This is a genomic window from Streptomyces sp. JN8, assembly GCF_055808075.1.
Window position 1 is genome coordinate 6,468,945 of record NZ_CM147852.1, and the last position, 24,970, is coordinate 6,493,914.

Consider the following 24,970-nt stretch of genomic DNA (forward strand, 5'->3'; position numbering starts at 1 on the left):
TAGGATTCCGCGCGTCCCACGTCAACGGGGTGCCGGTCGGCGGGTGGCGGGAAAGGGCTCCCGTCCGGGCGCGCCGGCGGCGGGGCGCCCGGAAAACGGGCCTGCGTGAGGGGGTCCAAAAAGATGAGCATTGCTCTACTCTCACGCGCATGTCCTGGACCCGAAGGTTCGTCCTCGCGCTCTCGGTCGTGCTCGCGGCGCTCGCCGCGAGCCTGCTCACCGCCCCCGGGGCCCAGGCCCACGAGGAGCGGCCCGTCACCTTCCCCGACGGCTCCGGCAGCGTGCCGGAACTCCGCACCGGGGAACCCGACCTCCTCGTGTGCAAGACCGACCGCGCCGCCTTCGAACGCCGGATCGCCGGCTTCCCGGCCCCCCTCAAGGCCCGCAACCTCACCCTCTACGAGCGCTGCGCCCGCGACGGCTACCGCCACCTCCAGCAGGCCGTCGACGCCGTCGACCGGCCCGGCCTCACCATCGCGATCCTCCCCGGCCTGTACGAGGAGGAGCCCTCGCAGCCCCCGCCCACCGGAGCCTGCGCCGCCCTGGAGGCGCGGACCTCCTCGCTCGGCTACCAGATCCTCAGCTACGAGCAGCAGCGGCAGTGCCCGCACAACCAGAACCTCGTCGCCGTCCTCGGCAAGAAGGACCTCCAGATCGAGGGCACCGGGGCCTCCCGCCTCGATGTGGTCATCGACGCCGGCTACCGCAAGCTGAACGCCCTGCGGGCGGACGGCAGCGACGGCGTCTACTTCCGCAACTTCACCGCCCAGCGCACCACGTTCAACTCGCTGTACGTCCTCGCCGCCGACGGCTTCGTCATCGACGACGTCCTCACCCGCTGGAACGACGAGTACGGCTTCCTCACCTTCGCCTCCGACCACGGCCTCTACAAGGACTGCGAGTCCTACGGCAACGGCGACTCCGGCATCTACCCCGGCTCGGCCTCCGACATCAACGACGGCCGCGGGTACGACGTCCCCCGCTACTCCATCGAGATCACCGGCTGCCGGAGCCACCACAACATGGTCGGCTACTCCGGCACCGCCGGCGACTCCGTCTGGGTCCACGACAACGAGTTCGACCACAACATGGGCGGCGCCTCCATGGACTCCGCCTTCCCCGGCCACCCCGGCCTGCCCCAGAACCACGCCCGCTTCGAACGCAACCTCATCCACGACAACAACCAGAACTACTACCGGTACGTCGCCGACGGCACCTGCGCCCGACCGCCCGTCGACCGCGGCTACGAACAGGGCGTCGTCTGCCCCCAGATCTCGATGCCTCCCGGCACCGGCATCATCACCGCCGGCGGCAACTGGAACCTCTACGAGGACAACTGGGTCTACGGCCACCAGCGCGCCGCCTTCTACCTCAGCGCCGTCCCCGCCTTCATCCGCGGCGAGTCCGCCTGGGGCAAGCAGGCCGACACCTCCCACCACAACCGCTACGCCGGCAACCGCCTCGGCGTCGACAGGTCCGGCACCGCCCGCCCCAACCGCACCGACGTGTGGTGGGACGGCCAGGGCAGCGGCAACTGCTGGCAGTCCGACGCCGGCGCCGCCAGCCCCGGCGCCCTCCCCGACTGCGGGGCGCGCCGGGGCGACGTCTCCGGCGGCACCGACCGGCTCGTCGGCGAACCCGTCAAGCTCGCCCAGCTCCTCGTCTGCGCCGACTACAGCGTCCAGGCGCGCCGCCTCCCGGCGGGCTGCGACTGGTACGGCGCCCGCGGCCTCCAGCGGGTCGAGACCCAACTCGCCCTCGGCAGCTCCCTCGTCCTCGCCCTGGCGGGCCTCGCCCTCTGGCGGCGCCGCCTGCGCGGCCACCGCCTCGCGGGCGCCGCCACCCTCATCGGCCTCGCGGGCCTCGCCCTCGACGTCGGGGGCTCCACCCTCGCCCTCACCCCGACCCCCGTCCCGGCCCTCGCCCTGCTCCTCACCGGCGTCTGGTGGACCCTCCTCGGACTCGCCCTGCGCCCCGTCCGCCCGGTCCTCGCCGCCGCCACCGTGCTCCTCGGCGCCCTGACCCTCCTCGACGCCTTCGACAAGGCGATCCTGATGGTCCCCGGCATCCCCGTGAGCCCCGCCTGGCTCCGCCTCCTGCTGGGCGTCGTCTGGGTGCTGTGGGCGGTCGTGGCCGCGGGAGCCCGCGGCCCGTCCCCGACCCCGGCCGCCCCACCGCAGCCCGACACCCCGCAGAACCCCGACGCGGACACCCCGGGTGGCCCCGGGGCCGACACTCCGGGCGGCCCCGGGGCGGGTGCGGGCGCCCCCGGCGGCGCGGGCGCACCGGGGGAGCCCCGGCCGCACGGGCGCACCGGGGAGCCCCGGCCGCACGGCGGGGCCTCGGCATGAGGCGGCCCCTGACCGGCGCGTCCCGCCGACCCCATGCCCTGGCCGCGGTCCTCGTCGCCGTCCTGCTGCTCGCCGGATGCGGCGGCCGGGCCACCACCCACCACAAGCCCGGCACCCGTCACGAGGAGGCCACCGGCGGCGCCGGCACCCTGCTCTCCGCGCGGGACGAGGGCGGACACCGGCTGCGTGAACTCCCGGCGTCGCAGGCGCCCGCCGTCCGGGTCGAGACCCGCCCCGACACCGAGGGCGGGTGGAACATCCACCTCACCGTGGAGAGGTTCCGCTTCACCCCCGACAGCACCGGCGGCGCGGCCCTCCCGGGCCGCGGTCACGCCCGCCTCCTGGTCGACGGCCGGGAGGCCGGCCGCCTCTACGGCCCGTGGGGACACGTGCCGGCCGGCACCCGCACCCTCACCGTCCGCCTCCACGCCGACGACCACACCGCGTGGGCCGTCGCCGGCGCCCCCGTCCAGGCCACCGTGCGCCTGGACGGCGCGCCGCCCCCGACCGCGCCTCCGGCTCCGAAGCCCGCACCGACCACCACCGGACGCACCGTCGACATCACCGTCTCCGGATCGACCGTCGCACCGCCCCCCTCCCGCATCGAGTTGAAGAAGGGCGAGCGCCTCACCCTCCGTGTCACCTCCGACCGCGCCGACACCCTCCACGTGCACGGCTACGACCGCGAGCTCCCCCTCCCGCCCGGCACCCCGGCCTCCCTCACCCTCACCGTCGACCGCACCGGCCTCTTCGAGGTCGAGACCCACGGCTCCGGCCTACTCCTGACCCAACTCGTCGTCCGATGACCGGCCTCCTCACCCCGAACCCCACCCCGCCGACCACCGCGCTCGCCCCCGACCCCGTCCACGCCCACGTCCTCCCGACCGGCTCCGGCCCGGGACTTCCGCTCGCCCACGGCGTGGGCTCGCAGCACGACCTCCCCCTCTCGCCCTTCTACGCCTACGCGGGCGCCTTCGCCGCGCTGCTCGTCTCCTTCCTCGCCCTTGGGCTGCTCTGGTCCTCCTCCCGCTTCCGCGGCGACCTGTCGGGACGTCCGCTCCCCGCCGCCCTCCAACGGGTCGCCGACGCCCCCGCCACCCGCGCGGCGCTCCGGCTCCTCGGTGCGGCCGCCGCCCTCCTCGTCCTCCTCCACCTCCTCCTCGGCCCCGACGACCCCGACCGGAACCCCGCGCCCGGCGCCGTCTACGTCCTGCTCTGGGTCGGACTCGTCCCCGCCTCCCTCCTCCTCGGCCCCGTCTGGCGCCTCCTCAACCCCCTGCGCGCGCTCCACTCCCTCCGTCCGCCGCGGAACCCCCGCCCCCTGCCCGCCGGCCTCGGCATCCGCCCGGCCGCCCTCGGTCTCCTCCTCTTCACCTGGCTCGAACTCGTCGCCCCCGACAACACCTCCTCCGCCACCCTCCTGACCGCCCTGGCCGCCCACACGGGTCTCCTGCTCCTGGGCGCCGCCCGCTACGGCGACCGGTGGTTCGCCCACGCCGACCCCTTCGAGGTGTACTCCTCCCTCCTCGCCCGGCTGTCCCCCCTGGGCCGCCGCGCCGACGGCCGACTGGTCCTCCGCTCCCCCTTCCACGGCCTCGACGCCACCCCGCAGACACCCGGCCTCGTCGCCGCCGTCTGCGTCCTCCTCGGCTCCACCGCCTACGACGGCCTCTCGGACAATCCCCGCTGGATCACCGCCCTCCAGACCTCACCCCTCGGCCCCGTCCCCTCGGCCACCCTCGGCCTGCTCGCGTCCGTCGCCCTCGTCGCCGCCTGCTACGGACTCTGCGCCGGCGCCCTCCGCCTGATGAACCGCACCCTCACCACCCCGCTCACCTCCTTCGCCCACTCGCTCCTGCCCATCGCCCTCGGCTATCTCGTCGCCCACTACTTCTCGCTCTTCGTCACCGAAGGACCACGCACCGTCATGATGGCAGGGGGCACTGACAACGCCCCCGCACCCGCCCCGCTCCTGGCTCCCGGCGGCCTCGCGACGCTCCAGGTCGCCGCGATCGTCACCGGTCACGTCCTCGGCGTGGTCGCCGCCCACGACCGGTCCGTGCGCCTCTTCCCGGCCGACCGCGCGGTCGCCGGGCAACTCCCGCTGTTCGCGCTGATGATCGCGTACACCCTCGGCGGCATCGGCCTGCTGATCGCCTGACCCGCCCGCCTCCCGGCCGGGACCGGCATCATGGACCCGTGCCCCAGTCCCCCGCCCCCGCCCCGTCCACGCTCCGCCGCACCCCCGTGCAGCAGCGGAGCGCCGAGCGGCTCGCCCGAATCCTCGACACCTGTGCCGAACTCCTCGACGAGACCGGCTACGAGCAGCTGAGCACCCGGGCGGTCGCCGCCCGCGCCGGCGTCCCCATCGGCTCCGTCTACCGCTTCTTCGACAACAAGCGGGCCATGGTCTCCGCGCTCGCCCACCGGAACCTCGACCGGTACGCCGAGCGGATCGCCGCCCACCTCGACGCCGCCGCCGACCCCGACCCGCACGCGGCCATCGACGGCGTCCTCGACGAGTTCATCGCCATGAAGCGGACCGTGCCCGGCTTCGCCCTCGTCGACTTCGGCGTGCCCGCCGCCGAGGAGGCCGGCGAGGACCCCAACGCCCTGGTCGCCGAGCGGATCTGCGACCTGCTCGCCGACCACCTCGGCCGCCCGGCCGACGAGACCCTGCGGCGGAAGGTCCGGGTGGGCGTCGAGACCGCCGACACCCTCGTCCGGCTGGCCTTCCGTGCCGCCCCCGAGGGCGACCCCGCCGTCATCGACGAGACCCGGCAGCTCCTTCATGCCTATCTCGCGCCCTCCCTGTCGTAACCCTCCCCGGCGTGCCTACCGGTCGGTATGCTCGCGGCGGGCCGACGCCCCGGCCCCGACCGCCGCCCCAGGGAGACGCCATGCCCACCGCCCTGCGCATCTGCCCGCTCTGCGAAGCGACCTGCGGACTGACCCTGACCGTCGAGGGCTCCCGGGTCACCGGAGCGCGCGGCGACCGCGAGGACGTCTTCAGCCAGGGCTTCATCTGCCCCAAGGGGGCCGCGCTGCCCGAGGTCGACGCCGACCCCGACCGGCTCCGCACGCCGCTGGTCCGGAAGGACGGCCGGCTCCAGGAGGCGACCTGGGAGGAGGCGTTCGACACGATCGCGGCGAGAATCCGTCCGCTGATCGAGGAGTACGGGCCGGATGCCGTGGGTATCGTCCTGGGCAACCCCAACGTGCACACGATGGCCGGCGCCCTCTACCCGCCCCTGCTGATCGGCGCCCTGCGCACGCGGAACCTCTTCACGGCGTCGACGATCGACCAGATGCCCAAGCACGTCTCCAGCGGCCTCCTGTTCGGAGACCCCTTCGCGATCCCCGTCCCCGACCTGGACCGCACCGACCACCTGCTGATCCTCGGAGCCAACCCCCTGGACTCCAACGGAAGCCTCTGCACCGCCCCCGACTTCCCCGGCAGGCTCAAGGCGCTGCGCCGACGCGGCGGCACCCTCACCGTCGTCGACCCCCGGCGCACCCGCACCGCGCGCCTCGCCGACCGGCACGTCGCGATCCGCCCCGGCACCGACGCGCTCCTCCTCGCGGCCCTCGTCCACACCCTCTTCGAGGAGGACCTCACCGACCTCGGCCCGCTCGCCGCCCGGGTGGAGGGGGTCGAGGAGGTACGGGAGGCCGTGCGGGACTTCCGCCCCGAGGCGGTCGCCGAGGCCTGCGACGTGGACGCGGACACCCTCCGCGCCCTCGCCCGGGAACTCGCCGCCGCGCCCACCGCCGCCGTCTACGGGCGGATGGGCAGCTCCACCGTCGCGTACGGCACCCTCGGCAACTGGCTCGTCGACGTCCTCAACATCCTCACCGGCAACCTCGACCGGGCCGGCGGTGCCCTCTTCCCACTCTCCGCCACCGCGCCCGCCCCGCGCCCCGCGGGACCCGGCAGGGGCTTCGACCTCGGCCGCCGGCACAGCCGGGTCTCGCACCACCCCGAGGTCAAGGGGGAGTTGCCGATGGTCGCGCTCGCCGAGGAGATCGAGACCCCGGGGGAGGGGCGCATCCGGGCGCTCGTCACCGTCGCCTCCAACCCCGTCCTGTCCGCGCCCGACGGGAACCGGCTCGACGCGGCCCTCGGCTCCCTCGACCTGATGGTCGCCGTCGACCCGTACCTCAACGAGACCACCCGCCACGCCGACGTCCTCCTGCCCCCGCCGCCGCCCTCGCGCAGCGCCCACTTCGACTTCGCCTTCAACGCCCTCGCCGTCCGCGACCAGGTCCGCTACACCCCGCCCGCCGTCCCCCTGGAGGCGGACCGGATGGACGAGTGCGAGATCCACGCCCGGCTGATCCTCGCCGTCTCCGGGATGCACGGGGCGCCGCCGTCCGCGGTCGACCAGCTCGCCATCGACACCACCCTCGCCAAGGCGGTGACCCAGGAGCACTCGCCGGCCTACGGCGCGGACCCGGCGGAGTTCGCGGCGGGGCTCAGCGGGGAGACCGGGCCCGAGCGCCGGCTCGACCTGATGCTGCGCCTCGGCCCGTACGGGCTCACCCTCGACGCACTGCGGGCCCACCCCCACGGCATCGACCTCGGCCCGCTCAAGCCGCGTCTCCCGCAGGTCCTCAAGACCCGCAGCGGACGGATCGAGCTGTTCGCCGCGCCGCTCGCCGCCGACCTGCCCCGGCTGCGCGCCGCGCTCGACGAGGTGCCCGACGCCGGCACCGTACGGCTCGTCGGCCGCCGCCACCTCCGCTCGAACAACAGCTGGCTGCACAACACCCCCGTGCTGAACGGCGGCACGAACCGGTGCACGCTCCAGGTGCACCCGGACGACGCGTCCCGGCTGCGGCTCGCCGACGGCGGCCTCGCCCGGATCAAGGGCGAGGGCGGTGAGCTGGAGGTCCCGGTCGAGGTGACCGACGGGGTGCGTCCCGGGGTGGTCAGCCTGCCGCACGGCTGGGGGCACGACCGGTCGGGCACCCGGCTGGCCGTCGCGTCCGCGCGCCCCGGAGTCAACGTCAACCAGCTCCTCGACGGCTCCCGGCTCGACCCGCTGTCGGGCACGGCGGTGCTGAACGGCTTCCCCGTCGAGGTGTCGCCCCTGCCGTGACCCTGTCTTGACCTGGGGTTTTGCTCGTATTGCTCACGCGTCAACACCTTGCTGACCGCGGAACGGGGCACTTAGCGTCGTCCGGGCCGCCGCCGCTCGGCGGAAGTTCAAGGGTGAACGTGAGGTGTCCTCCATGCTGACCGTCCTCGGCTTCGCCATGATCGCGACCTTCCTGGTCCTGATCATGATGAAGAAGATGTCGCCGATCGCGGCACTCGTCCTGATCCCCGCGCTGTTCTGCGTGGTGGTCGGGCAGGGTGCCCGGCTCGGCGACTACGTCATCGAAGGAGTCGGCACGCTGGCGCCGACGGCGGCGATGCTGATGTTCGCCATCGTCTACTTCGGGGTGATGATCGACGTCGGCCTCTTCGACCCGATCGTCCGGGGCATCCTGCGCTTCTGCAAGGCCGACCCCGTACGGATCGTCGTGGGCACGGCGGTGCTCGCCGCGATCGTGTCGCTGGACGGCGACGGTTCGACCACCTTCATGATCACCGTCTCGGCGATGTATCCGCTGTACAAGCGGCTCGGCATGAGCCTGGTGGTCATGACGGGTGTCGCCGCCACCGCGAACGGCGTCATGAACACCCTGCCCTGGGGCGGCCCCACGGCCCGCGCCGCGACCGCGCTGAAGCTGGACGCGAGCGACGTGTTCGTGCCGATGATCCCGGCGCTCGGCGCGGGCCTGCTCTTCGTGTTCGTCCTCGCGTACGTCCTCGGGCGCCGGGAGCGGAAGCGCATCGGCTACCTCACGCTGGACGAGGTCCTCGTCTCCGGGGCCGACCCGGTGCTCGTCACGGCGGGCGGCGGGGGCGGCGGGACCGTGGACCTGACCAAGAGGCCCGCGGGCGCCTCCGGCGACGCGCCGGGCGCCGGGCCGGGGGACGCGCGGAGCCCGGGCGAGGCCTCCGGCGGGGACGAGGGATTCCAGGGGCTCGACCCGAACCGCGCGACCCTGCGCCCCCGGCTGTACTGGTTCAACGCCGGCCTGACCGTCGCGCTGCTCGCCGCGATGATCCTCGAACTGATGCCGATCCCGGTGCTGTTCCTGCTCGGTGCCGCGCTCGCGCTCACCGTGAACTACCCGAAGCAGGCCGAGCAGAAGGCCCGGATCGCGGCCCACGCCGACAACGTCCTCAACGTCTCCGGCATGGTCTTCGCCGCCGCCGTCTTCACCGGTGTCCTCACCGGCACGGGCATGGTCAAGCACATGGCCGACTGGCTGGTGGGCGCCATCCCCGAGGGCATGGGGCCGCACATGGGGCTGGTCACCGGTGTGCTCAGCATCCCGCTCACCTACTTCATGTCGAACGACGGCTTCTACTTCGGCGTCGTGCCGGTCCTCGCGGAGGCGGGCGCCGCGCACGGGGTGTCGGCCGTGGAGATCGCGCGGGCCTCCCTGGTCGGTCAGGCGCTGCACATGTCGAGCCCGCTGGTCCCCGCCGTGTACGTCCTCGTCGGCATGGCGAAGGTGGAGTTCGGCGACCACACGAGGTTCACCGTGAAGTGGGCCGCCCTGACCTCCCTGGTGGTGCTCGGGGCGGGGGTCCTCTTCGGGATCATCTGAGCGCGAACGCGAACGGGACTCCGTCGCCGTCCGGCGGCCCGGGGGAGTGGGCCGGACGGGTGGAGGCGGCGGAGGCGGGTCGCGTCTTCACCGGCTGGGTCCCGATCATGACAGATAGTCGGATTATCGAATCATCTGTTCGTTCTGTTCTCTTGCGATCCGAGGACCTCCACCATGACGGCTCCGCCCCACCGCAGGTCCTCGCGCCTCACGCGCCGCCGACGGCGACTGTTCCGGCTCGCCAGGACCGTGACGGTCGCCGGGGTCCTGGTCACCGGGGGCTTCTGGTGGGCGGGTGACGAGGAGCCCGTCGACCCGGTGCTCGCCGCCGCCCCCGCCGTGGCCGGCCGGGCGGACGGCGCGGACGGCGTCGGCGGCGATCCGGCGGCCCTCGACCACAAGGCGAAGCCCGAGCAGAAGCCCGGGAAGTCCGAGCGGACGTCCGAGCCGAAGGCGGCCGCCGGCCAGGGGGCGACGTCCGGACCGGGAGCCGCGGGGAAGGCGGGGGCGAAGCCCCGGGCCGCCCACGGCGCACGGCCGAAGGCGGCTCCCGCGCCCCGCCCGCCCGCACCGCTGGCGCGCTCGCGCCCGACCACCGTCGCCGTTCCGGCGATCACCATCGAGGCCCCCGTGATGGACCTCGGTCTGGACGCCCGGGGGCGGCTCGCCACGCCGCCGGTCGACAACCCCGACGTCGTCGGCTGGTACGCGAAGGGGGTCAGTCCGGGCGAGCGCGGGACCGCCGTCGTCGTCGGCCACCGGGACACCCGGACCGGCCCCGCCATCTTCGTCAGCCTCGACTCGCTCAGCCCCGGCAACACCGTCCGGGTCGCCCGCGCCGACGGCAAGGTCGCCGTCTTCACGATCGACCGGGTCGCCACGTACTCCAAGGCCGAATTCCCCGACAAGGAGGTGTACGGCTCCACCGGGCGGCCCGAACTGCGGCTGCTCACCTGCGGCGGGGCCTTCGAGCGGGGGAAGGGCTACGACGCGAACATCGTCGTCTTCGCCCACCTCACCGACATCGCCCAGAAGATCTGAACGACGGGCCCCAGCCGCGTCCGTCGTTCCGTCCCGCGGAGCCGCCGTCCGTGCCACGGCGTCCGCGGCGGACCCGCCCCGGCGGGCCGCGCCGCCCCGGCGCGCGCCCGCCGGGGCGGGGTCGTGTCCACGCCACCGCGCCGCGCCGTCCGTGGACAGGGTCGGGCCGGGGGCGGCACGATCGGTGGGGAGGGGGTCGCGGTCCGGCGACCGCCGTGCGGTGTCCCGGGTGAGACCGGGGGCACGTTCGGAGACCCTGGCGCCCAAAAACTATCAGCGCTAGTTTGGGTGTCGAACCGGTCGGCAGTGTGAGGAGACATCGGATGAAGGCGCACGACGCGATGTACATCGACGGGGAGTGGCGCCCCGCCGCCGGACCCGACACGATCGCCGTCCTCAACCCGGCGGACGAGCAGGTCATCGCCCACGTCCCGGCCGGCACCGCCGAGGACGTCGACGCGGCGGTGCGCGCCGCCCGTGCCGCGCTGCCCGGCTGGGCCGCCACCCCGCCCGCCGAGCGCGGAGCCCGGATCGCCGCCCTGCGCGACGCGCTGGCCGCCCGCGCCGAGGAGATCGCCGCCACCGTCACCGCCGAGCTCGGCGCCCCGCCGCAGCTGGCCGCGACCGTGCACGCCGGCCTGCCGATCGCCGTGGCGGGGACGTACGCGGAACTCGCCGCCACCCACCCCTTCGAGGAGAAGGTGGGCAACTCCACCGTCTACGCCGAGCCCGTCGGCGTCGTCGCCGCGATCACCCCCTGGAACTTCCCGCTGCACCAGGTGGTGGCCAAGGTCGCCCCGGCCCTCGCCGCCGGCTGCACGACCGTCCTCAAGCCCGCCGAGGACACCCCGCTGACCGCCCAGCTCTTCGCCGAGGCCGTGCACGAGGCAGGCCTCCCGGCCGGAGTGTTCAACCTGGTCACCGGCCTCGGACCGGTCGCGGGACAGGCCCTCGCGGAGCACCCGGACGTCGACCTCGTCTCGTTCACCGGCTCCACCGCCGTCGGCCGCCGCATCGGCGCCCTCGCGGGCGGTGCCGTGAAGCGGGTCGCCCTCGAACTCGGCGGCAAGTCCGCCAACGTCGTCCTGCCCAGCGCCGACCTCGCCAAGGCGGTCTCCGTCGGCGTCGCCAACGTGATGTCCAACTCCGGTCAGAAGTGCAGCGCCTGGACCCGCATGCTCATCCCCGCGGACCGGTACGAGGAGGCGGTGGCGCTGGCCGCCGAGGCCGTCGCCAAGTACGTCCCGGGCGAGCGCCTCGGCCCGCTGGTCAACGCCAAGCAGCTGGAGCGCGTCCGCGGCTACATCGAGAAGGGCGTCGAGGAGGGCGCCCGGCTCGTCGCCGGCGGGACCGAGGCCCCGCTGGAGACCGGCTACTACGTCGCCCCGACCGTCTTCGCCGACGTCACCCCGGAGATGACCATCGCGCAGGAGGAGATCTTCGGACCGGTCGTCTCGCTCCTGCGGTACGAGGACGAGGAGGAGGCCCTCGCCATCGCCAACGGCACCGTGTACGGCCTCGCCGGCGCGGTCTGGGGCGAGCCCGGGCAGGCCGTCGCCTTCGCCCGCCGCATGGAGGCCGGGCAGGTCGACATCAACGGCGGCCGCTTCAACCCGCTGGCCCCGTTCGGCGGGTACAAGCAGTCCGGCGTGGGCCGGGAACTCGGCGCCCACGGTCTCGCCGAGTACCTCCAGACCAAGTCCCTCCAGTTCTGAGGGGCGGCCGGCCCCGACCCGGCGTACGGGCGCGCCCGACGCCCGCCCCGGCCCGAGGCTCGGCCCCGCCCCGCACCCCGATCGGGCCCCGCCCCGACGCCCCGCCCCGTCCACGCCACTCCCGAGGAGCACCGCACGTGAGCCTGATCCGCGCCGCCGTCCTGCCCGCCGTGGGCTCCCCGCTGGAGATCACCGGCATCGAACTCCCCGAGCCGGGCCCCGGCCAGGTCCGGGTCCGGCTCGCGGCCGCCGGGGTCTGCCACTCGGACCTGTCGCTCTCCAACGGCACCATGCGGGTGCCGGTGCCGGCCGTCCTCGGCCACGAGGGGGCGGGGACCGTCGTGTCCGTCGGCGAGGGCGTCGCCCATGTCGCCCCCGGCGACGACGTCGTCCTCAACTGGGCGCCCTCCTGCGGCAGCTGCCACCCCTGCTCCCTCGGCGAGGTGTGGCTCTGCGCCGAGGCGCTCACCGGCACCGGGAACCTCCACGCCCGCACGGAGGACGGCCGGGACCTCCACCCCGGTCTGAACGTCGCCGCGTTCGCCGAGGAGACCGTCGTCGCCGGGAACTGCGTCCTCCCCGCGCCCGAGGGCGTGCCGCTGACCGACGCCGCCCTCCTGGGCTGCGCCGTCCTCACCGGCTGGGGCGCGGTGCACCACTCGGCCCGGGTCCGGGCGGGGGAGACCGTCGCGGTGTTCGGCGTCGGCGGGGTCGGCCTCGCCACCCTCCAGGCCGCCCGGATCGCGGGCGCCTCGACGATCGTGGCCGTGGACGTCTCGCCGGAGAAGGAGGCGCTCGCCCGGGCGGCCGGCGCGACCGAGTACGTCGTCGCCTCCGCGACCACGCCGAAGGACATCCGCAGGCTGACGGGGGGCCGGGGCGTCGACGCGGCCGTCGAGTGCGTCGGACGGGCCGTCACCATCCGCACCGCCTGGGACTCCACCCGGCGCGGCGGCCGCACCACGGTCGTCGGCATCGGCGGCAAGGACCAGCAGGTCGCCTTCAACGCCCTGGAGATCTTCCACTGGGGCCGCACCCTCGCGGGCTGCGTCTACGGCAACTCGAACCCGGCCGCCGACCTGCCCGTCCTCGCCGAGCACATCCGCGCCGGCCGGTTCGACCTGGGGGCGCTCGTCACCGAGCGGATCACCCTGGATGGCATCCCGGGCGCCTTCGAGAACATGCTCGCGGGCAAGGGCGGCCGGGCCCTGGTGGTCTTCCCCTGACACGACCCGCACGCGCGGAGGCCCGCACCGGCCGTCGGGCCGGTACGGGCCTCCGCGCGTCGGCGCGGTACGGGGGGTGTCCGCGCGCGACGGGTCACAGGTCGAGGACGAGGCGGGCGCCGCGCGAGCGGCCCACGCAGATCATCATCGTCGTGCCCGAGGCCTTCTCGTCCTCGCCGAGGACGGAGTCGTGGTGCTCGGGCGTCCCGGCGATCACCTTGGTCTCGCAGGTCCCGCAGAACCCCTCCTCGCAGGAGTAGGCGACCCCGGGGACGACGTCGCGGACGGCGTCGAGCAGGGTGCGCCCGGGCGGGACGCGCACGGTCCGCCCGCTCCGCCGCAGCTCCACCTCGAAGCCGTCGCCGGTCCCGGGGTCCGCCGCGGGGCCGGCGGCCGGGTCCGCCGCGAACCGCTCCGTGTGCAGGGGGCCGGGCCAGCGGTCCTGCACGGCCCGCAGCAGCCCTTCCGGCCCGCAGCAGTACACGGCTGTCCCCGCGGGCAGCCCCGCGAGGACCCCTTCCAGGTCGGGCAGGCCCGCCGTGTCCTGCGGGACGAGCGTGACCCCGGGAAGCGCGGCCAGCTCCTCGCGGTACGCCATGGACGCCAGGTTCCGTCCGCCGTACAGCAGGGACCAGGACCCCGGCGGGAGCGAGCGCACCATCGGCAGCAGAGGGGTGATCCCGATGCCGCCCGCGACGAACAGGTACCGGTCCGCCGGCACCAGCGGGAAGCGGTTGAACGGGCCCCGCACCCCGAGGACCGTGCCCGCGCCGACGGCCGTGTGGACTTCCTCCGACCCGCCGCGGCCGCCGGTCTCCCGCAGCACCCCGAGCCGGTACGTGCTCCGGTCCGCCGGGTCCCCGCAGAGCGAGTAGTGCCGGACGGTCCCGGACGGCAGCGTCACCTCCAGGTGGGCACCCGGCTCCCAGGGGGCCAGTTCGGCCCCCGAGGGATCGGACAGGACCAGGCCCAGCACGCCCTCGGCCTCGGGGACGACCGACCGGACGGTGAGCCGGGCGGTGGTCGGGACTGTGGCGGACATCGTCACCTCGGGACTCGTGTCGGCGGCAGCAGCGGCTCGGGCCACACCCGGCACAGCACCCCGTAGACCACGGCGGCGACCGCGAAGGAGGCCGGCAGGCTCAGGTCGACGCCACCCGTGAGATCGGTCAGCGGGCCGGTGTACAGCGGGTTGTTGACCCAGAGCACGCCGACGGCCGAACCCAGCACGAAGGCCGCGGCGGCCCTCGGGTTCACCCCGCCGGTGTACCAGTACCGGCCGCCCCCGCCGGTGGTGAAGGTGCGCAGCGCCTCCGCGTCGTACCGGCCCCGGTGGAGCACGTAGCCGACGGAGAGCACCGCCGCCCACGGGGCGACGACGGTGAGCAGCAGCGTCACGAACGCCGACATCGCGTCCATGGCGTCGTACACCACCGCCCCCAGGTACAGGACGGCCGCCGCCAGGACCGCGACCACCGTGGTCACGGCGGCCCGAGAGGAGCGCCAGAACACGGAGTTCGCGGAGAGCCCGGCCGCGTACAGGCAGAGTCCGGCCTGCGGCAGGGTGCCGGCGAAGCCGAACACCACGACGGCGACCGCGAACCAGCCGGGCACCGCGTCCGTCAGGCCCTGGAGCCAGGGCTCGTCGGGGACGGGGAAGAGCGTCGTCACGTACGCGCCGGTGAGCAGCGCGGCCAGACTGCTGAGGAACATGGAGGTCCCGCTGGCCCGCACGACCCGGCCGGTGGGCGTGGAGGCGGGCATGTAGCGGGTGTAGTCGCCCTGGAAGGTGGCGTAGGACAGGGGCACGGTCGCGGAGGCGGTCGCCGCGAGCAGCCAGGTGTGCAGGGTGCTGTCGAGCGCCAGCGTCCCGCCGGCGTAGCCCGGGTCGAAGTCCGGGGCGAGGACCAGGGCGGTGCCGAGGAGGACCGCGCCGCCGGTGACCGCGGTGATCTTGTACGTGCGGACCAGGGTCTCGTGGCCGCGCACGGCGACCAGGGCGACCGCCGCCGCCGTCACGAACATCGCGACGGTCAGCGCGCCGGGGCCGGTGGGGGTGGAGAGCAGGCGGTGGCCCGCGACCATGACGGCGGTGCCGCCCGTCCACACGGCGATGGCGAAGAAGCCGAGCGCCGTCACCACCGTGAGGACGTTGCCGACGACCCGGCCCCGGACGCCGAAGTGGGCGCCGCTCGACACGGGGTCGTTGGTGCCGGTGCGGACGCCGAAGCGGGCGAGCGGCGCGAGCAGCGCCGTGCCGACGGCGGCGCCGACGGCGATGGCGCTCGCCGAGGCCCACCAGCCGAGGCCGAACACGACGGGCAGCGCGCCGAGCACGACCGTGCCGAAGGAGAACTGCGCGGAGGGCCAGATCCAGCCGAAGTCGCCCGGGGTCGAGGTCCGTTCGGCCTCGGGGACCGGCGCGATGCCGTCGTGGTCGGCCGCCGCGGGGGGCGGCGTCGCGGTGGACGCCGCCCCCGTCGGTGTGGTGGTCATGAGGCGCCCCCGGACGGGGCCGCGCCGGGAGCGGCGGCCGCCTCGGCGGATGCGGCCGGGGCCCTGTCGTGCGCGGGGTCGCGCTGCTCGGGGACCGACAGGTCGCCCGGCAGCACGTCCACCACGCGGAGGGAGGCGCACGCCGCTCCCGACAGGCGCTCCCCGCTGCTCAGGTCGAAGGTGGTGTGGTGCAGGGGGCAGGTGATGCGCAGCCTGTCCCCGTCGACCCTGCCGTACTTGAGCCGGCCCCCGCGGTGGGGGCAGAGGGCGGCCGCGAGGACCTTGCGGCCGCCGACCTCGACGAGGACCAGGTCCTCGGTCACCTGGCGGACGGCGGGCTCGTCGGAGTCCCGCCGCCGCCCCGCGGGCACGGCCGTCATGCGGCCGTCTCCCGGGCTCGCGCCACCGCCGCCTCCGTGGCCGTGCCGACGATGTCGGAGGCCAGTCGCACGCCGGCCCAGATCTTCGCCAGGTCCGGCTCGTCGAGCGAGCGGATCGCCGTCCGCATGTGGTTGCTGTGGTACGAGTCGATGTACAGGTGCTCGGTGTAGTAGGCGTCGTGGGTGATGCCCAGCCGCCGGGCCGCCCGGGCGAAGCTCTGGAAGGCGTACAGCACGCTGGTCTCGAAGTAGGCGTACGCGCCCAGGAAGTACTGGGGCGAGGGGGCCCGGCTCGCCAGCCAGTGGAACATGTTGACGTAGGCGAAGCACTCCGGAACCGTCTCGTCGAGGTAGTCGTCGAGCCGGAGGCTCAGTCCGAGCTCGGTGAGCAGGTCCCGGTAGAGCTGGGAGTGGGCCTTCTCCTCGTTTCCGCAGCCGAGTTCGTCGATGAGGACGCGGAAGACCGCCATCGCCGAGCGGTACGGCAGCCGGGGCACGACCGGGAGCAGCGACTCCGACTCGGTGAGGCCGTCGAGCGCGAACTGCCGGACCACGGTCTTGAACTGGTCGAGCGTCGCGTGCTCGGCGAGGAAGGTCGCGCTCTCCGGGAGCGCGGCCTCCTCCTCGGCCAGGAACTCCTTGAGCGCCTGGAGGAGTTCGCCGGGCGAGGAGAAGCGGGGGGCGGAGGCCTCGTACGCCCGCGCCTTGGGCAGGATCCAGCGTTCCTCGATCGCGGTCATCGAGCCGTAGTCGCCGAGGTTGGGGACCCGGCGGTAGAGACCGTGCAGCTCGCGCTGGGCGGTCGCGGCCGGGGCCGTGATCGAGTGGGCGGCCACCGGGACGTCGGCCGGGGAGGGAGCGGCGGGGGTGGTGCTCATGCCGCCTTCGCCTCCTCGTGCACGGTGGGGGAGGCGATCACGCCGCGCTGGTGGAGTTCCTTCTTGACCCAGCGGTACCAGTCGTCCTTGAAGACGCCGTACCGCTCGCAGACGGCGTTGATCTCCGCCTGCCGGTCGGGGGTCGGGTCGACCAGCATCGCGTTGCAGAGGGAGGGTTCGAGGTTGGCCAGCGGGCCGATGAAGCCGTCGATGCCGCGGGCGTCGACGAGGAGGTTCTCCCAGCCCTCGAAGACCGGGATGCCGGTGCCGGCCTCTGCCATGTTCCGGGTGAAGGCGGCGTCGCCGCTGGACTCCTTGATGCCGACGATCCCCGGTATCTCCTTGCAGATCCGGATCAGGGTGTCGAACTCGATGCGGTTTCCCGAGAGCGCCTCCTCGTTGTAGAGGAAGATCGGGATGTCGAGGGCCGCGCGGATCGCCTTGTAGTGCTCGACGATCGCGTCCTGCGTCACGTCGGTGCCGAACGGCGTGGTGACGACGACGGCGTCGGCGCCGATCGCGGCCGCCGCCCGGGCCCGCTCGATCACGGCGTCGGTGTCGGGGAGCTGGATGCCGGCCAGGACGGGCAGGCCGCCCGCGTGCCGGACGGTGTACGTGACGACGTCCTGCCACTGCCGCGCGTCGAGCTTCCAGCCCTCGCCGGAGGTCAGGGCCGGCATGAAGCCGCTGACCTCGTTGCGGATGTGGTCCAGGAGGCGGACGACGCTCGCCTCGTCGACGACGCCGTGCTCGTCGAGGGGGGTGATCAGCGGGACGACGGTCCCGGAGTAGGTGCCAGGCATGAGTGGAGTGCCCTTCGGAACGAGTTCAGAGGGTTTCGGAGACGACCTTCAGGACCAGCGACCGCTGGTAGAGGTCTTCCAGGTACGCCGGGAACGAGGGCTCCTCGCCGGGGGCGGGAGCGTCGGCCGGGTCGAGCGGGACCAGGGGGACGACGGGCAGCGCGGCCGCCGTGCGGACGAGCCGGGGGCTCGCCGTGTGGAGCACGCCCCCGCGGCCGATGACCTGGGAGAGCAGCAGGCGTTCATGGGCGGGCAGTCCGTCGAGGGCGGGCTCGTCGAAGGCCCGGCGGACGTCGTCCTCGGTGTAGGGGATCCGGTCGACGGCCAGGTCCGTGTGGAGGACGTCCATGAACGGGTAGTACTCGTCCTGGAGTCCCCGCTCGTAGCCCCACACGAGGTCGTCGCAGCGGCCGACCTGCTCCCAGCTCATGACGACCCCGCCCGCCTCCCCCGCGGCCAGCCGGCCGGCGAAGAAGGCCTTGGCGGCCGTGCGGACCGCGTCGTCCTTGCTGTGCATGCCCATGAACGTCGTGGCGTCGATGAACACGGGTCCGCGGTCAGACGGCATAGCGCTCGAGCACCTTCCGCATCCGCTCCATCGCGCCGGCGAACAGCTCCGGCTCGCGGGCCAGGGCCAGGCGCACGAAGCGCTCGCCCTTCTCCTTGGTGTTCCAGTAGAAGAAGGTGCCCGGCAGGACGTACACCTCCTCGTCGAAGAGGACGGCCTGCAGCTGGGTGGCGGTGAGGTGCTCGGGCTTGATCCGGAACCAGGCGACGCTGGTGCCGACGACCGGCTCCTGGAACTCGAGGATCGTGCCGCTGAGCGCCTGGCGGGCGGCCTCGCCGTTGGTGCGGATGATGTCGCGGACGGAGGCGAAGCCGTCGGTGATGGAGTCCTCGACGTACTGCGTGACCATGTTGAGGACGAACGGCGAGACGTTCAGGAGGACGCTGGTGTGGAGGTTGTAGACCTCCTCCTGGATGTCCTGGCTGGCCGTGATCATGGCGCACTTGGCGTCCTGGATCGGCCAGGTCTTGCCGGTGTCCTCCATGACCATGTACGTCACGCCGGACTCCTCCAGGAGCCGGTAGATGTCCACCCGGCCGATGCCCTCGTCGCAGAGCGCGAAGGAGGCGAAGCAGAAGTCCATCACCAGGACCTTGTCGTGGTCCACGCAGTAGCGGACGACCTCGCGGAAGCCCTCCAGCTTCTCGGCGAGCAGGGTGAACCCGGTCGGGTTGTTCGGGTCGACGAGGTAGATCGCGTCCGCGGTGATCTCGTCGACGAGCCGCTGGTAGATGGAGTCCTTGTCGTGCAGCGCCGACTCGGCGAACGGGGCGATCGGCACCTGCATGTTGCGGAGCAGGTCGACCAGGTTGTCGAAGCAGGGCTCGACGAGCTGCACCGACATGTCGCGCTGCTTGAGGAACATGCCGGCGACCATCGTGGAGACGCTCGCCGAGTACGACAGGAGGGTGCGGCCCATCGCACGGGCGGTGGGCTGCTGGTGCAGCCGGAAGAAGGCGTCCAGGAACTGCCGCTCGAAGTGCGCCTGCTGCTTCGACTCGGACTCGTGCCAGAGCTCGGGGAGCCGCGAGACGATCCGCTCCTGGGAGGTGGACTGCCGCTGGTGGGTGTGCGCGTCGGCAAGGTTGAACCGGGTCTTCAGGGCTTCGATCTCGTGCTGGGTGAGGTCGACGAACGTGCTGACGTCTGCCTTGTCGGTCAACGACATGAAGAACTCCCGCTGTCGAAACGAATCTCCGTCCGGAATTCCGGCGGCGTGAATGACTGTAGGAGCTTCGAGCGGCCTTGCGAATAACGGCCGGGTCACGCAATTAATAATCACCGCGATGTTCTGCGGGCCGAAAAAAGGAACGACGGGTAGGCATTCCTCGAAAAGGAATGCCTACCCGTCGTTCCGGTACTGCGCCGCCTTTTTCGGCGGTGTTTCAACTATTCAGTGGCGGCCTTCAGGAGGATGTCCTCGAACACCTTCGGGTCGTCCGAGCCGATGACCGGCCAGCCGATGCCGTAGGCGCCCTCCCAGTCGACCTCGATGCCGGGGTTCGCGTGGTCGGAGCCGTCGGGCAGGAACAGGTGGGGGCTGCAGTTCACCCGGTCGCTCTGGGCGAGTGCCGACTGGTCCGCGAGGGTCCGGCGGGCCCGCCCGTCGTCCAGGGCCTCGGTGAGCGCCCCCACGTCGACGGCGCCGGTCTCGGCGGCCACGTCCAGGATCACCTTGCGGTGGCTGATGCAGCGCGACTCGGCCCAGAAGGCCCTGCGCAGCCCCAGGTCCAGCAGCTCGGAGGCGCGCAGACTCTGCTCCTTGGCGGCGAGCACGGCCTCCAGGGCGGGCAGGGTCGTCGACGGGTAGAGCCAGTCCTTGGCCTGCCACAGCTGCCAGCCGGCGGCCGGCTCCAGGCTGGCCATCCGGGCGACCTCGCTGTCCGTGCCGGGGCGCGGGCTCGGGGCGTCGTTGAGCAGTTCGAGGGGGAAGGCGCGCAGGTCGAAGGAGACCTGCTCCTCCAGGCCGAGGCGGGCCCGGGTGGCGTGCAGCCGGTGGATCGCGATGTGCGCGAAGGAACACCAGATGTCGGAGAAGACGGTGACGACTCCGCGCGGCGGCGTCAGGTCGGCGGTGGTCGGGTCGAACATGGTTCTCCTCGGTTCGTGCGGGGATCTCAGGCGGCGGGCGGCGGTTCGACGGCGTCGAGCGCCGCCTCCAGGTCGAGGTCGGCGCCGGGCAGCCAGGCCGGCAGGGAGGGGATGCGGGCCATCGCCTCGAAGAGCCGCGGTACGGCGGCCTCGCGGACGGTCGGCCCGTGGGCGCTCAGCAGCTTCGCCGGGCGCAGGGCGGCCAGCTCGTGCACCGGCGCCAGGAACTTCGTCTCGTCGACCAGCGCGGTCCACGGGGCTATCGCCCGGTTGAGGACCTCGAAGCCGTGGAAGAATTCCGCCTCCGAGAGGTCGGTGAACTCCTGGCTGATTTCCTCGACGACGGTGCCGAAACTGTCGGAGCTGTAGAGCGTTCCATCGGAATGGTCGAACACGGCGAGAGTCCCGGGTGAATCGAAGGTGGGCGGCCGGTGAAAACTCAGCTCGCGGTCGCCGACTTTCACGCGACTTCCCGGGTTCGCGGTCACGACACGTTCCTGCGGAATGGTGAACTCTTCCGATATTCGCGTCACCGATATCGCGTTGGCGAGCACCTTCGCGTTCGGCGCCGCCTCCAGGATGCGGGCGAGGGCGCCGGTGTGGTCCCGGTCGTCATGGGTGACGACGACCCAGCGCAGGTCGGCCGGCTCGATCAGCGACCAGAGGGAGTCCAGGAAGCCCTCCCGGTCCACGGGCATGCCGGTGTCCACGAGGATCGGCTCGCCGGAGCGGAGGAGGAAGGCGTTGACCGGCTGGTCGCCGAGGCCCGGGATGGGCAGTGCCGAGGGGAGGACGTGGAGGTCCGGCCCGGCGGTGTAGGACGCTTTCATGGCACACCTTTCATGACGACCGGGCGGGCCGCGCTCCCCCGGGAGGGGGTCCGGGGGAGCGCGGCCCCGGTCAGACGAGCTGGATGGTCAGGGAGCCGGCGATCAGCAGGGCGAGGCCCACGGCGCGCTCCTTGGTGAGGGAGCGCTGGGGGAGCTTGAAGAGGCCCTTGTGGTCGATCAGGGCCGAGGTGAGCTGCTGCCCGGTGACGGTGAGGGCGATGGTGACGGCCGCGCCGATCTCGGGGATGAGCAGGAAGGTGCCGGTGACGTAGGCGGCGGCGCAGGCGCCACCGAGCCAGCCCCACCAGGGCATCTTCTTCAGCGGGGCGATCTTGGGCGCCGGGGTCCTCCGGGTCGCGTACAGCACGAGCAGGACGACGGCGATCGTGAAGGTCGCCACGGCGAAGCTGATCACGGCGACGGTGACGGGCTGCTGGAGCTGGGCGCGCAGCTGGGCGTTGACCGCGCCCTGCACGGGCAGCACGGCTCCGGCGACGATGCCGAGGGCGAGCCAGCCGACCCGGCCGGCGCTCGACATCTTGGGGGCGCCGGGAGGCGCCGCGGCCTTCATGCCCCGGATGATCACGACGATGCCGACGAGCACGGCCACGGCGCCGATGACGATGCCGGCGCTCAGGTCCTGCTTCTGGAGGCCGAGCAGACCGAAGAGGTCGAGGGCGAGCGAGGCGAACATCTGGCCGGTGACGAAGAGTCCGACGGCCGCGAGGGCGCCGAGCCTGGGGAAGAGCAGGATGCCGCTGGTGATGTAGAGCGGACTGGCGAGTCCGCCGAGCAGCTGCCAGGGCTCGACGTCGGGCAGTTTGCCGAGCGCGCCGAGCGCTCCGGCCGCCACCGCGAGCACGGTCAGCAGACCGGTCGCGACGCCGAGCTGGATGGTCGAGGCGCCGTACGGGGTGCCGACGGCCGAGTTGAGCTGGAGGTTCACCGAGGCCTGGACGGCCAGGAGGCAGCCGACCAGCAGGGCCGCGGCGAGGAGCGCGGTGTGCATCTGGATCTCCCTGGGGCGGGGATGGCGAGCGGGTAAGTGGACACTGAGTCCGTTTAGCATGCCACGCGACACGTCAAACGGACAAGGTGTCCACTTAGCTTCGAGGGAAGTAAGGTCTGATCCATGAGCGACGACGAGCAGCGGGGTCGTGGAGCAGCCTCCGTCCACCGGGTCGGCGGGCTCCTCGGTGATCTCCAGGCCGCGGACGAACAGCCGGTCGCCCCGCGCAGACGCGCGGACGCCGAACGCAACCGCGCCCAGATCCTGGCCGCGGCCGAGCAGCTCTTCGCCCAGCAGGATCCGCGGACGGTCACCATGGACCGGATCGCCAAGGCCGCCGGAGTGGGCCGGGCCACGCTCTACCGGAGCTTCCCCGACCCCTCGTCGGTCGCCGTCGCGCTGCTCGACGAGCACGAGCGCAGGCTCCAGGGCCAGCTCATCTACGGGCCGCCGCCGCTCGGCCCGGGCGCTCCGGCGGGGGAGCGGCTCGCGGCGTTCTACCTCGCGATGCTCGACCTCCTGGAGCGGCACCTGCCGCTGGCCCTCGGCGCGGAGACCGGGCCCGCACGCTTCCGCACGGGTGCCTACGGCTTCTGGCGCGTGCACGTCCGCACGCTGCTCGTCGACCACGGGATCCAGGACCCGGACCCGCTGATCGACATCGCGCTCAGCCCGCTGTCACCCGAACTCTTCCAGTTCCAGCGGCACGAACTCGGCCTGTCGGCCGAACGCGTCGGCCGCTCGCTCGCGGACTTCGCCCGGCAGCTGCTGCGTTCGGGGGAGTGAGGCGGGGCGGCGCCCCCCTCCGGTTGCGACCCGGGGAGGGGCGTCCCGCGGGCGGGAGGGGCGCCCCGCGGGCGGGAGGGGCGTCCCGCCGGCCGGCGCCGCGGGTCCGGCGGGACGGCCCCCGGGGCGGCGCTCCGCCGGTCACGCCGGGCTCGTGCGGCCCGGTGCCGCTCCGCGGGGCGGCCCGATCGGCAAGGCCCCGCTAGGGGGCGGGCCGTCGGCCGGCCGGGTGGACCAGGCCGGGGAGGATCAACTTCCAGATACGGTCCAGCCGTTGCTCGGCGGGGCCGTGCAGGGCGGCGCTGTCCGCGCCCCTCGGGTCCTCGGTGGGCCAGCACTCGTCGGACGGGCCGTTCGGACAGCGCATCTCCAGCTCGACGCCGGTGATCACGTAGCCGATCAGCGCCGCGACCGCCGTCGCGTCCACACCGGGGCGCAGGGCCTTCTCGGCCTCCGCGTAACGAGCCAGGCGCGCCACCTCGCGCCGCCAGGGGCAGTCCCGGGATAACCCCGGGCCGGTTAACTGGAGCTCCCGTGCCAGGCGTTCACCCGCCCGCGCCGTCGGGTCGGTCTCGAAGAGCCGGATCAGCGCGTGCGTGGCGATGACCAGCTTGTCGATCGATGTCCCGCCGACTCCCTCCGTGGACAGGCAGGCCGACTCCACCGTGATCCCGGTGACCGCCCGGGCCCGCCCGTGGACGGCCGTCGCGAGCTCCGCCTTGGTGGCGAAGTGGAACACGAGGGCCCCGGTGGTGACCCGGGCCTCGCCTGCGATCCTGGCGAGCGACGCCCGCTCGTACCCCTGCCCGTCGAACACTTTCGCGGCCGCGGACAGGATTTCCTGTCTTGTGCGTTCCGCCCTCTGCTGAATCGCCATGAGCTCCCCCGTCGGCTTCCGAGAAGGTGCCGGAGCGTTGTGTTCCGGCCCGCGCCTGTGACCGACTCGAAACTATCCGGCCGAGGGGCCACGAAACGTACGCTCTCGCCGCAGGGGCCGAAACTGGGGCTTGACGCGCTCCTCCCGTCCAGGTCGCGGGCGCACACCCGGCGTCGGCGGCCGGTGAAGTGTCCGGAACCGAAGCCATGCCCTGTCAGGTGGATTCGGCCGTTCCGGCGCCGGCGGAGGTACGCGCCCGTGAGCGGGATACGGCCACCCCGGCGAGGCACAGCGCGCCGCCGGCGAGGGTGAGGAGCCCCGGCAGTTCGCCGAGCAGCAGCCAGGCCATCAGCACCACGAGGGCAGGTACGGCGTACGTCGTCGCGCCCATCCGGCCCGCGGTCGTCCGGGCCAGCGCGTAGGCCCACGTCGTGAAGGCGAGCGCGGTCGGGAACACCCCCAGGTAGACCATGTTCAGGGTGGCCGACAGCGGCGCCCGGGCCGCCTCGTCGACCAGCTGCCCGGCGAACGGCAGGCAGGCCGCCGCGCCCACCAGGCATCCGAACGTGGTCACCTGGAGCGCGCTGCCGTGGGCGAGCGCCGGCTTCTGCGCCACGACCCCGCCCGCGTATGCCATCGCCGCGAGGAGGCAGAGGAGCACCCCGAGCAGCGAGGCGTGCGCGCCGGAGGAGTCCCGGGACATCGAGAGGCCCACGACCACCGCCCCGGCGAAGGACACCGCCATGCCGGCCAGCAGCCGCGGCGGCAGGGACTCCTTGAGGAAGCGGGCGCCGAGCAGCGCGATCAGGACCGGTCCGATGTTCACCACCATCGCCGCGGTGCCCGCGTCGACCTCCTGCTCACCCCAGTTGAGCACCACCATGTACACCCCGAACCAGAGCAGTCCGGAGACCAGGATCCCCGGCCAGGCCGCCCGGGGCGGCAGCCCCTCCCGGCGTACCAGGAGGACGGCTCCCAGCACGAGGCCGCCGGCGAGCAGCCGGCCGAGCGCCAGCGCCCCGGGGGAGTAGGCCTCTCCCGCGCTGCGGATGGAGACGAAGGCGGAGGCCCACAGGACGACCGTGACACCGGCGGCGGCGAGGGCGAGCCGCGAGGATTGCTTCTGCATGGCTCGACCGTAGGGCGCGGACCCTTCGGCGCTCACCGCAATATCCCGGGTCCGCCGGGCCGGAACGGCCCCCCGCGCCGCCGCCGCTGGGGCCGCGAGCCGGTGCGGTCTCCTCGCGTCA

The 24,970-nt window shown here is 73.4% G+C and carries 22 protein-coding genes; 10 read left to right on the forward strand and 12 right to left on the reverse strand.

Going from position 1 to position 24,970, the window contains the following annotated elements; all coding sequences use genetic code 11:
- Positions 1 to 149: 149 nt before the first annotated feature.
- From ACY0MR_RS28535 to ACY0MR_RS28575, 9 genes are all read left to right on the forward strand, one after another.
- Positions 150 to 2,351, forward strand: a complete 2,202-nt coding sequence (locus ACY0MR_RS28535; RefSeq protein WP_473556129.1) for a right-handed parallel beta-helix repeat-containing protein — start codon at positions 150 to 152, stop codon at positions 2,349 to 2,351.
- Positions 2,348 to 3,157, forward strand: a complete 810-nt coding sequence (locus tag ACY0MR_RS28540) for a hypothetical protein (RefSeq protein ID WP_404084508.1) — start codon at positions 2,348 to 2,350, stop codon at positions 3,155 to 3,157. Before ACY0MR_RS28535 ends, ACY0MR_RS28540 begins: the two co-directional genes overlap by 4 nt.
- Positions 3,154 to 4,512: a hypothetical protein gene (locus tag ACY0MR_RS28545; protein WP_473556131.1), complete on the forward strand. Its 1,359-nt coding sequence runs from the start codon at positions 3,154 to 3,156 to the stop codon at positions 4,510 to 4,512. Before ACY0MR_RS28540 ends, ACY0MR_RS28545 begins: the two co-directional genes overlap by 4 nt.
- Before the next feature lie 38 nt (positions 4,513 to 4,550).
- Positions 4,551 to 5,171, forward strand: coding sequence for a TetR/AcrR family transcriptional regulator (locus ACY0MR_RS28550; protein WP_388804383.1), 621 nt, complete (start codon positions 4,551 to 4,553; stop codon positions 5,169 to 5,171).
- An 80-nt stretch (positions 5,172 to 5,251) separates the two neighbouring features.
- Complete coding sequence (locus tag ACY0MR_RS28555) at positions 5,252 to 7,453, forward strand: molybdopterin oxidoreductase family protein (RefSeq protein WP_473556134.1); 2,202 nt, start codon at positions 5,252 to 5,254, stop codon at positions 7,451 to 7,453.
- Positions 7,454 to 7,586: 133 nt separating this feature from the next.
- Complete coding sequence (locus tag ACY0MR_RS28560; protein WP_403316628.1) at positions 7,587 to 9,020, forward strand: CitMHS family transporter; 1,434 nt, start codon at positions 7,587 to 7,589, stop codon at positions 9,018 to 9,020.
- 174 nt (positions 9,021 to 9,194) lie between these two features.
- The gene (locus ACY0MR_RS28565) at positions 9,195 to 10,061 is read left to right on the forward strand and encodes a class F sortase (RefSeq protein WP_473556136.1); all 867 of its coding nucleotides are present in this window, start codon (positions 9,195 to 9,197) and stop codon (positions 10,059 to 10,061) included.
- A 323-nt stretch (positions 10,062 to 10,384) separates the two neighbouring features.
- On the forward strand, positions 10,385 to 11,776 hold the full coding sequence (locus ACY0MR_RS28570) for an aldehyde dehydrogenase family protein (RefSeq protein WP_392865291.1): 1,392 nt from the start codon (positions 10,385 to 10,387) through the stop codon (positions 11,774 to 11,776).
- A gap of 143 nt (positions 11,777 to 11,919) precedes the next feature.
- A complete protein-coding gene (locus ACY0MR_RS28575) occupies positions 11,920 to 13,002 on the forward strand; it encodes a Zn-dependent alcohol dehydrogenase (protein WP_404084597.1) in 1,083 nt (360 codons plus the stop codon).
- Between the two features lie 94 nt (positions 13,003 to 13,096).
- Here the strand turns inward: ACY0MR_RS28575 and ACY0MR_RS28580 are convergent, their stop codons facing one another.
- The 10 genes from ACY0MR_RS28580 to ACY0MR_RS28625 all read right to left on the reverse strand — a co-directional run bounded on the left by ACY0MR_RS28580 (position 13,097) and on the right by ACY0MR_RS28625 (position 22,057).
- On the reverse strand, positions 13,097 to 14,044 hold the full coding sequence (locus ACY0MR_RS28580) for a PDR/VanB family oxidoreductase (RefSeq protein ID WP_473556139.1): 948 nt from the start codon (positions 14,042 to 14,044) through the stop codon (positions 13,097 to 13,099).
- Between the two features lie 2 nt (positions 14,045 to 14,046).
- Complete coding sequence (locus ACY0MR_RS28585; protein ID WP_388804401.1) at positions 14,047 to 15,498, reverse strand: purine-cytosine permease family protein; 1,452 nt, start codon at positions 15,496 to 15,498, stop codon at positions 14,047 to 14,049.
- Positions 15,495 to 15,878, reverse strand: coding sequence for a Rieske (2Fe-2S) protein (locus ACY0MR_RS28590; RefSeq protein ID WP_388804404.1), 384 nt, complete (start codon positions 15,876 to 15,878; stop codon positions 15,495 to 15,497). The genes ACY0MR_RS28585 and ACY0MR_RS28590 overlap by 4 nt, the downstream gene beginning before the upstream one ends.
- Positions 15,875 to 16,756: an iron-containing redox enzyme family protein gene (locus tag ACY0MR_RS28595; RefSeq protein ID WP_388804407.1), complete on the reverse strand. Its 882-nt coding sequence runs from the start codon at positions 16,754 to 16,756 to the stop codon at positions 15,875 to 15,877. Before ACY0MR_RS28595 ends, ACY0MR_RS28590 begins: the two co-directional genes overlap by 4 nt.
- Positions 16,753 to 17,559 (reverse strand): dihydrodipicolinate synthase family protein, encoded by an 807-nt coding sequence (locus ACY0MR_RS28600; protein WP_388804410.1) that lies wholly within the window; start codon positions 17,557 to 17,559, stop codon positions 16,753 to 16,755. The genes ACY0MR_RS28595 and ACY0MR_RS28600 overlap by 4 nt, the downstream gene beginning before the upstream one ends.
- Positions 17,560 to 17,584: 25 nt before the next feature.
- Positions 17,585 to 18,127 (reverse strand): DUF6190 family protein, encoded by a 543-nt coding sequence (locus ACY0MR_RS28605; RefSeq protein WP_361859631.1) that lies wholly within the window; start codon positions 18,125 to 18,127, stop codon positions 17,585 to 17,587.
- On the reverse strand, positions 18,117 to 19,295 hold the full coding sequence (locus ACY0MR_RS28610) for an aminotransferase class I/II-fold pyridoxal phosphate-dependent enzyme (RefSeq protein WP_361859634.1): 1,179 nt from the start codon (positions 19,293 to 19,295) through the stop codon (positions 18,117 to 18,119). The genes ACY0MR_RS28605 and ACY0MR_RS28610 overlap by 11 nt, the downstream gene beginning before the upstream one ends.
- 221 nt (positions 19,296 to 19,516) lie before the next feature.
- Positions 19,517 to 20,218 carry a DsbA family oxidoreductase gene (locus tag ACY0MR_RS28615; RefSeq protein ID WP_404084494.1) on the reverse strand — a complete coding sequence of 234 codons (702 nt, stop codon included), beginning with the start codon at positions 20,216 to 20,218 and terminating at the stop codon, positions 19,517 to 19,519.
- 26 nt (positions 20,219 to 20,244) lie between these two features.
- Entirely contained in the window at positions 20,245 to 21,048 is an 804-nt protein-coding gene (locus ACY0MR_RS28620; RefSeq protein ID WP_388804418.1) for an MBL fold metallo-hydrolase, read from the reverse strand.
- 70 nt (positions 21,049 to 21,118) lie between these two features.
- Complete coding sequence (locus tag ACY0MR_RS28625) at positions 21,119 to 22,057, reverse strand: DMT family transporter (protein ID WP_392865295.1); 939 nt, start codon at positions 22,055 to 22,057, stop codon at positions 21,119 to 21,121.
- 123 nt (positions 22,058 to 22,180) lie between these two features.
- On the opposite strand from ACY0MR_RS28625, the gene ACY0MR_RS28630 reads away from it, so the two are divergent.
- Entirely contained in the window at positions 22,181 to 22,843 is a 663-nt protein-coding gene (locus ACY0MR_RS28630) for a TetR/AcrR family transcriptional regulator (RefSeq protein WP_361859646.1), read from the forward strand.
- A 202-nt stretch (positions 22,844 to 23,045) separates the two neighbouring features.
- Here the strand turns inward: ACY0MR_RS28630 and ACY0MR_RS28635 are convergent, their stop codons facing one another.
- Both ACY0MR_RS28635 and ACY0MR_RS28640 read right to left on the reverse strand, forming a co-directional pair.
- Positions 23,046 to 23,720 (reverse strand): TetR family transcriptional regulator, encoded by a 675-nt coding sequence (locus ACY0MR_RS28635; RefSeq protein WP_361859649.1) that lies wholly within the window; start codon positions 23,718 to 23,720, stop codon positions 23,046 to 23,048.
- 214 nt (positions 23,721 to 23,934) lie between these two features.
- Positions 23,935 to 24,849 carry a DMT family transporter gene (locus ACY0MR_RS28640; RefSeq protein WP_361859651.1) on the reverse strand — a complete coding sequence of 305 codons (915 nt, stop codon included), beginning with the start codon at positions 24,847 to 24,849 and terminating at the stop codon, positions 23,935 to 23,937.
- Between the last annotated feature and the right edge of the window lie 121 nt (positions 24,850 to 24,970).

Coding starts and splice junctions, on each gene's coding strand:
- ACY0MR_RS28535 (WP_473556129.1), top strand. CDS start 150: ATGTCCTGGACCCGAAGGTTCGTCCTCGCGCTCTCGGTCGTGCTCGCG.
- ACY0MR_RS28540 (WP_404084508.1), top strand. CDS start 2,348: ATGAGGCGGCCCCTGACCGGCGCGTCCCGCCGACCCCATGCCCTGGCC.
- ACY0MR_RS28545 (WP_473556131.1), top strand. CDS start 3,154: ATGACCGGCCTCCTCACCCCGAACCCCACCCCGCCGACCACCGCGCTC.
- ACY0MR_RS28555 (WP_473556134.1), top strand. CDS start 5,252: ATGCCCACCGCCCTGCGCATCTGCCCGCTCTGCGAAGCGACCTGCGGA.
- ACY0MR_RS28560 (WP_403316628.1), top strand. CDS start 7,587: ATGCTGACCGTCCTCGGCTTCGCCATGATCGCGACCTTCCTGGTCCTG.
- ACY0MR_RS28565 (WP_473556136.1), top strand. CDS start 9,195: ATGACGGCTCCGCCCCACCGCAGGTCCTCGCGCCTCACGCGCCGCCGA.
- ACY0MR_RS28570 (WP_392865291.1), top strand. CDS start 10,385: ATGAAGGCGCACGACGCGATGTACATCGACGGGGAGTGGCGCCCCGCC.
- ACY0MR_RS28580 (WP_473556139.1), bottom strand. CDS start 14,044: ATGTCCGCCACAGTCCCGACCACCGCCCGGCTCACCGTCCGGTCGGTC.
- ACY0MR_RS28585 (WP_388804401.1), bottom strand. CDS start 15,498: ATGACCACCACACCGACGGGGGCGGCGTCCACCGCGACGCCGCCCCCC.
- ACY0MR_RS28590 (WP_388804404.1), bottom strand. CDS start 15,878: ATGACGGCCGTGCCCGCGGGGCGGCGGCGGGACTCCGACGAGCCCGCC.
- ACY0MR_RS28595 (WP_388804407.1), bottom strand. CDS start 16,756: ATGAGCACCACCCCCGCCGCTCCCTCCCCGGCCGACGTCCCGGTGGCC.
- ACY0MR_RS28600 (WP_388804410.1), bottom strand. CDS start 17,559: ATGCCTGGCACCTACTCCGGGACCGTCGTCCCGCTGATCACCCCCCTC.
- ACY0MR_RS28605 (WP_361859631.1), bottom strand. CDS start 18,127: ATGCCGTCTGACCGCGGACCCGTGTTCATCGACGCCACGACGTTCATG.
- ACY0MR_RS28610 (WP_361859634.1), bottom strand. CDS start 19,295: ATGTCGTTGACCGACAAGGCAGACGTCAGCACGTTCGTCGACCTCACC.
- ACY0MR_RS28615 (WP_404084494.1), bottom strand. CDS start 20,218: ATGTTCGACCCGACCACCGCCGACCTGACGCCGCCGCGCGGAGTCGTC.
- ACY0MR_RS28620 (WP_388804418.1), bottom strand. CDS start 21,048: ATGAAAGCGTCCTACACCGCCGGGCCGGACCTCCACGTCCTCCCCTCG.
- ACY0MR_RS28625 (WP_392865295.1), bottom strand. CDS start 22,057: ATGCACACCGCGCTCCTCGCCGCGGCCCTGCTGGTCGGCTGCCTCCTG.
- ACY0MR_RS28630 (WP_361859646.1), top strand. CDS start 22,181: ATGAGCGACGACGAGCAGCGGGGTCGTGGAGCAGCCTCCGTCCACCGG.
- ACY0MR_RS28635 (WP_361859649.1), bottom strand. CDS start 23,720: ATGGCGATTCAGCAGAGGGCGGAACGCACAAGACAGGAAATCCTGTCC.
- ACY0MR_RS28640 (WP_361859651.1), bottom strand. CDS start 24,849: ATGCAGAAGCAATCCTCGCGGCTCGCCCTCGCCGCCGCCGGTGTCACG.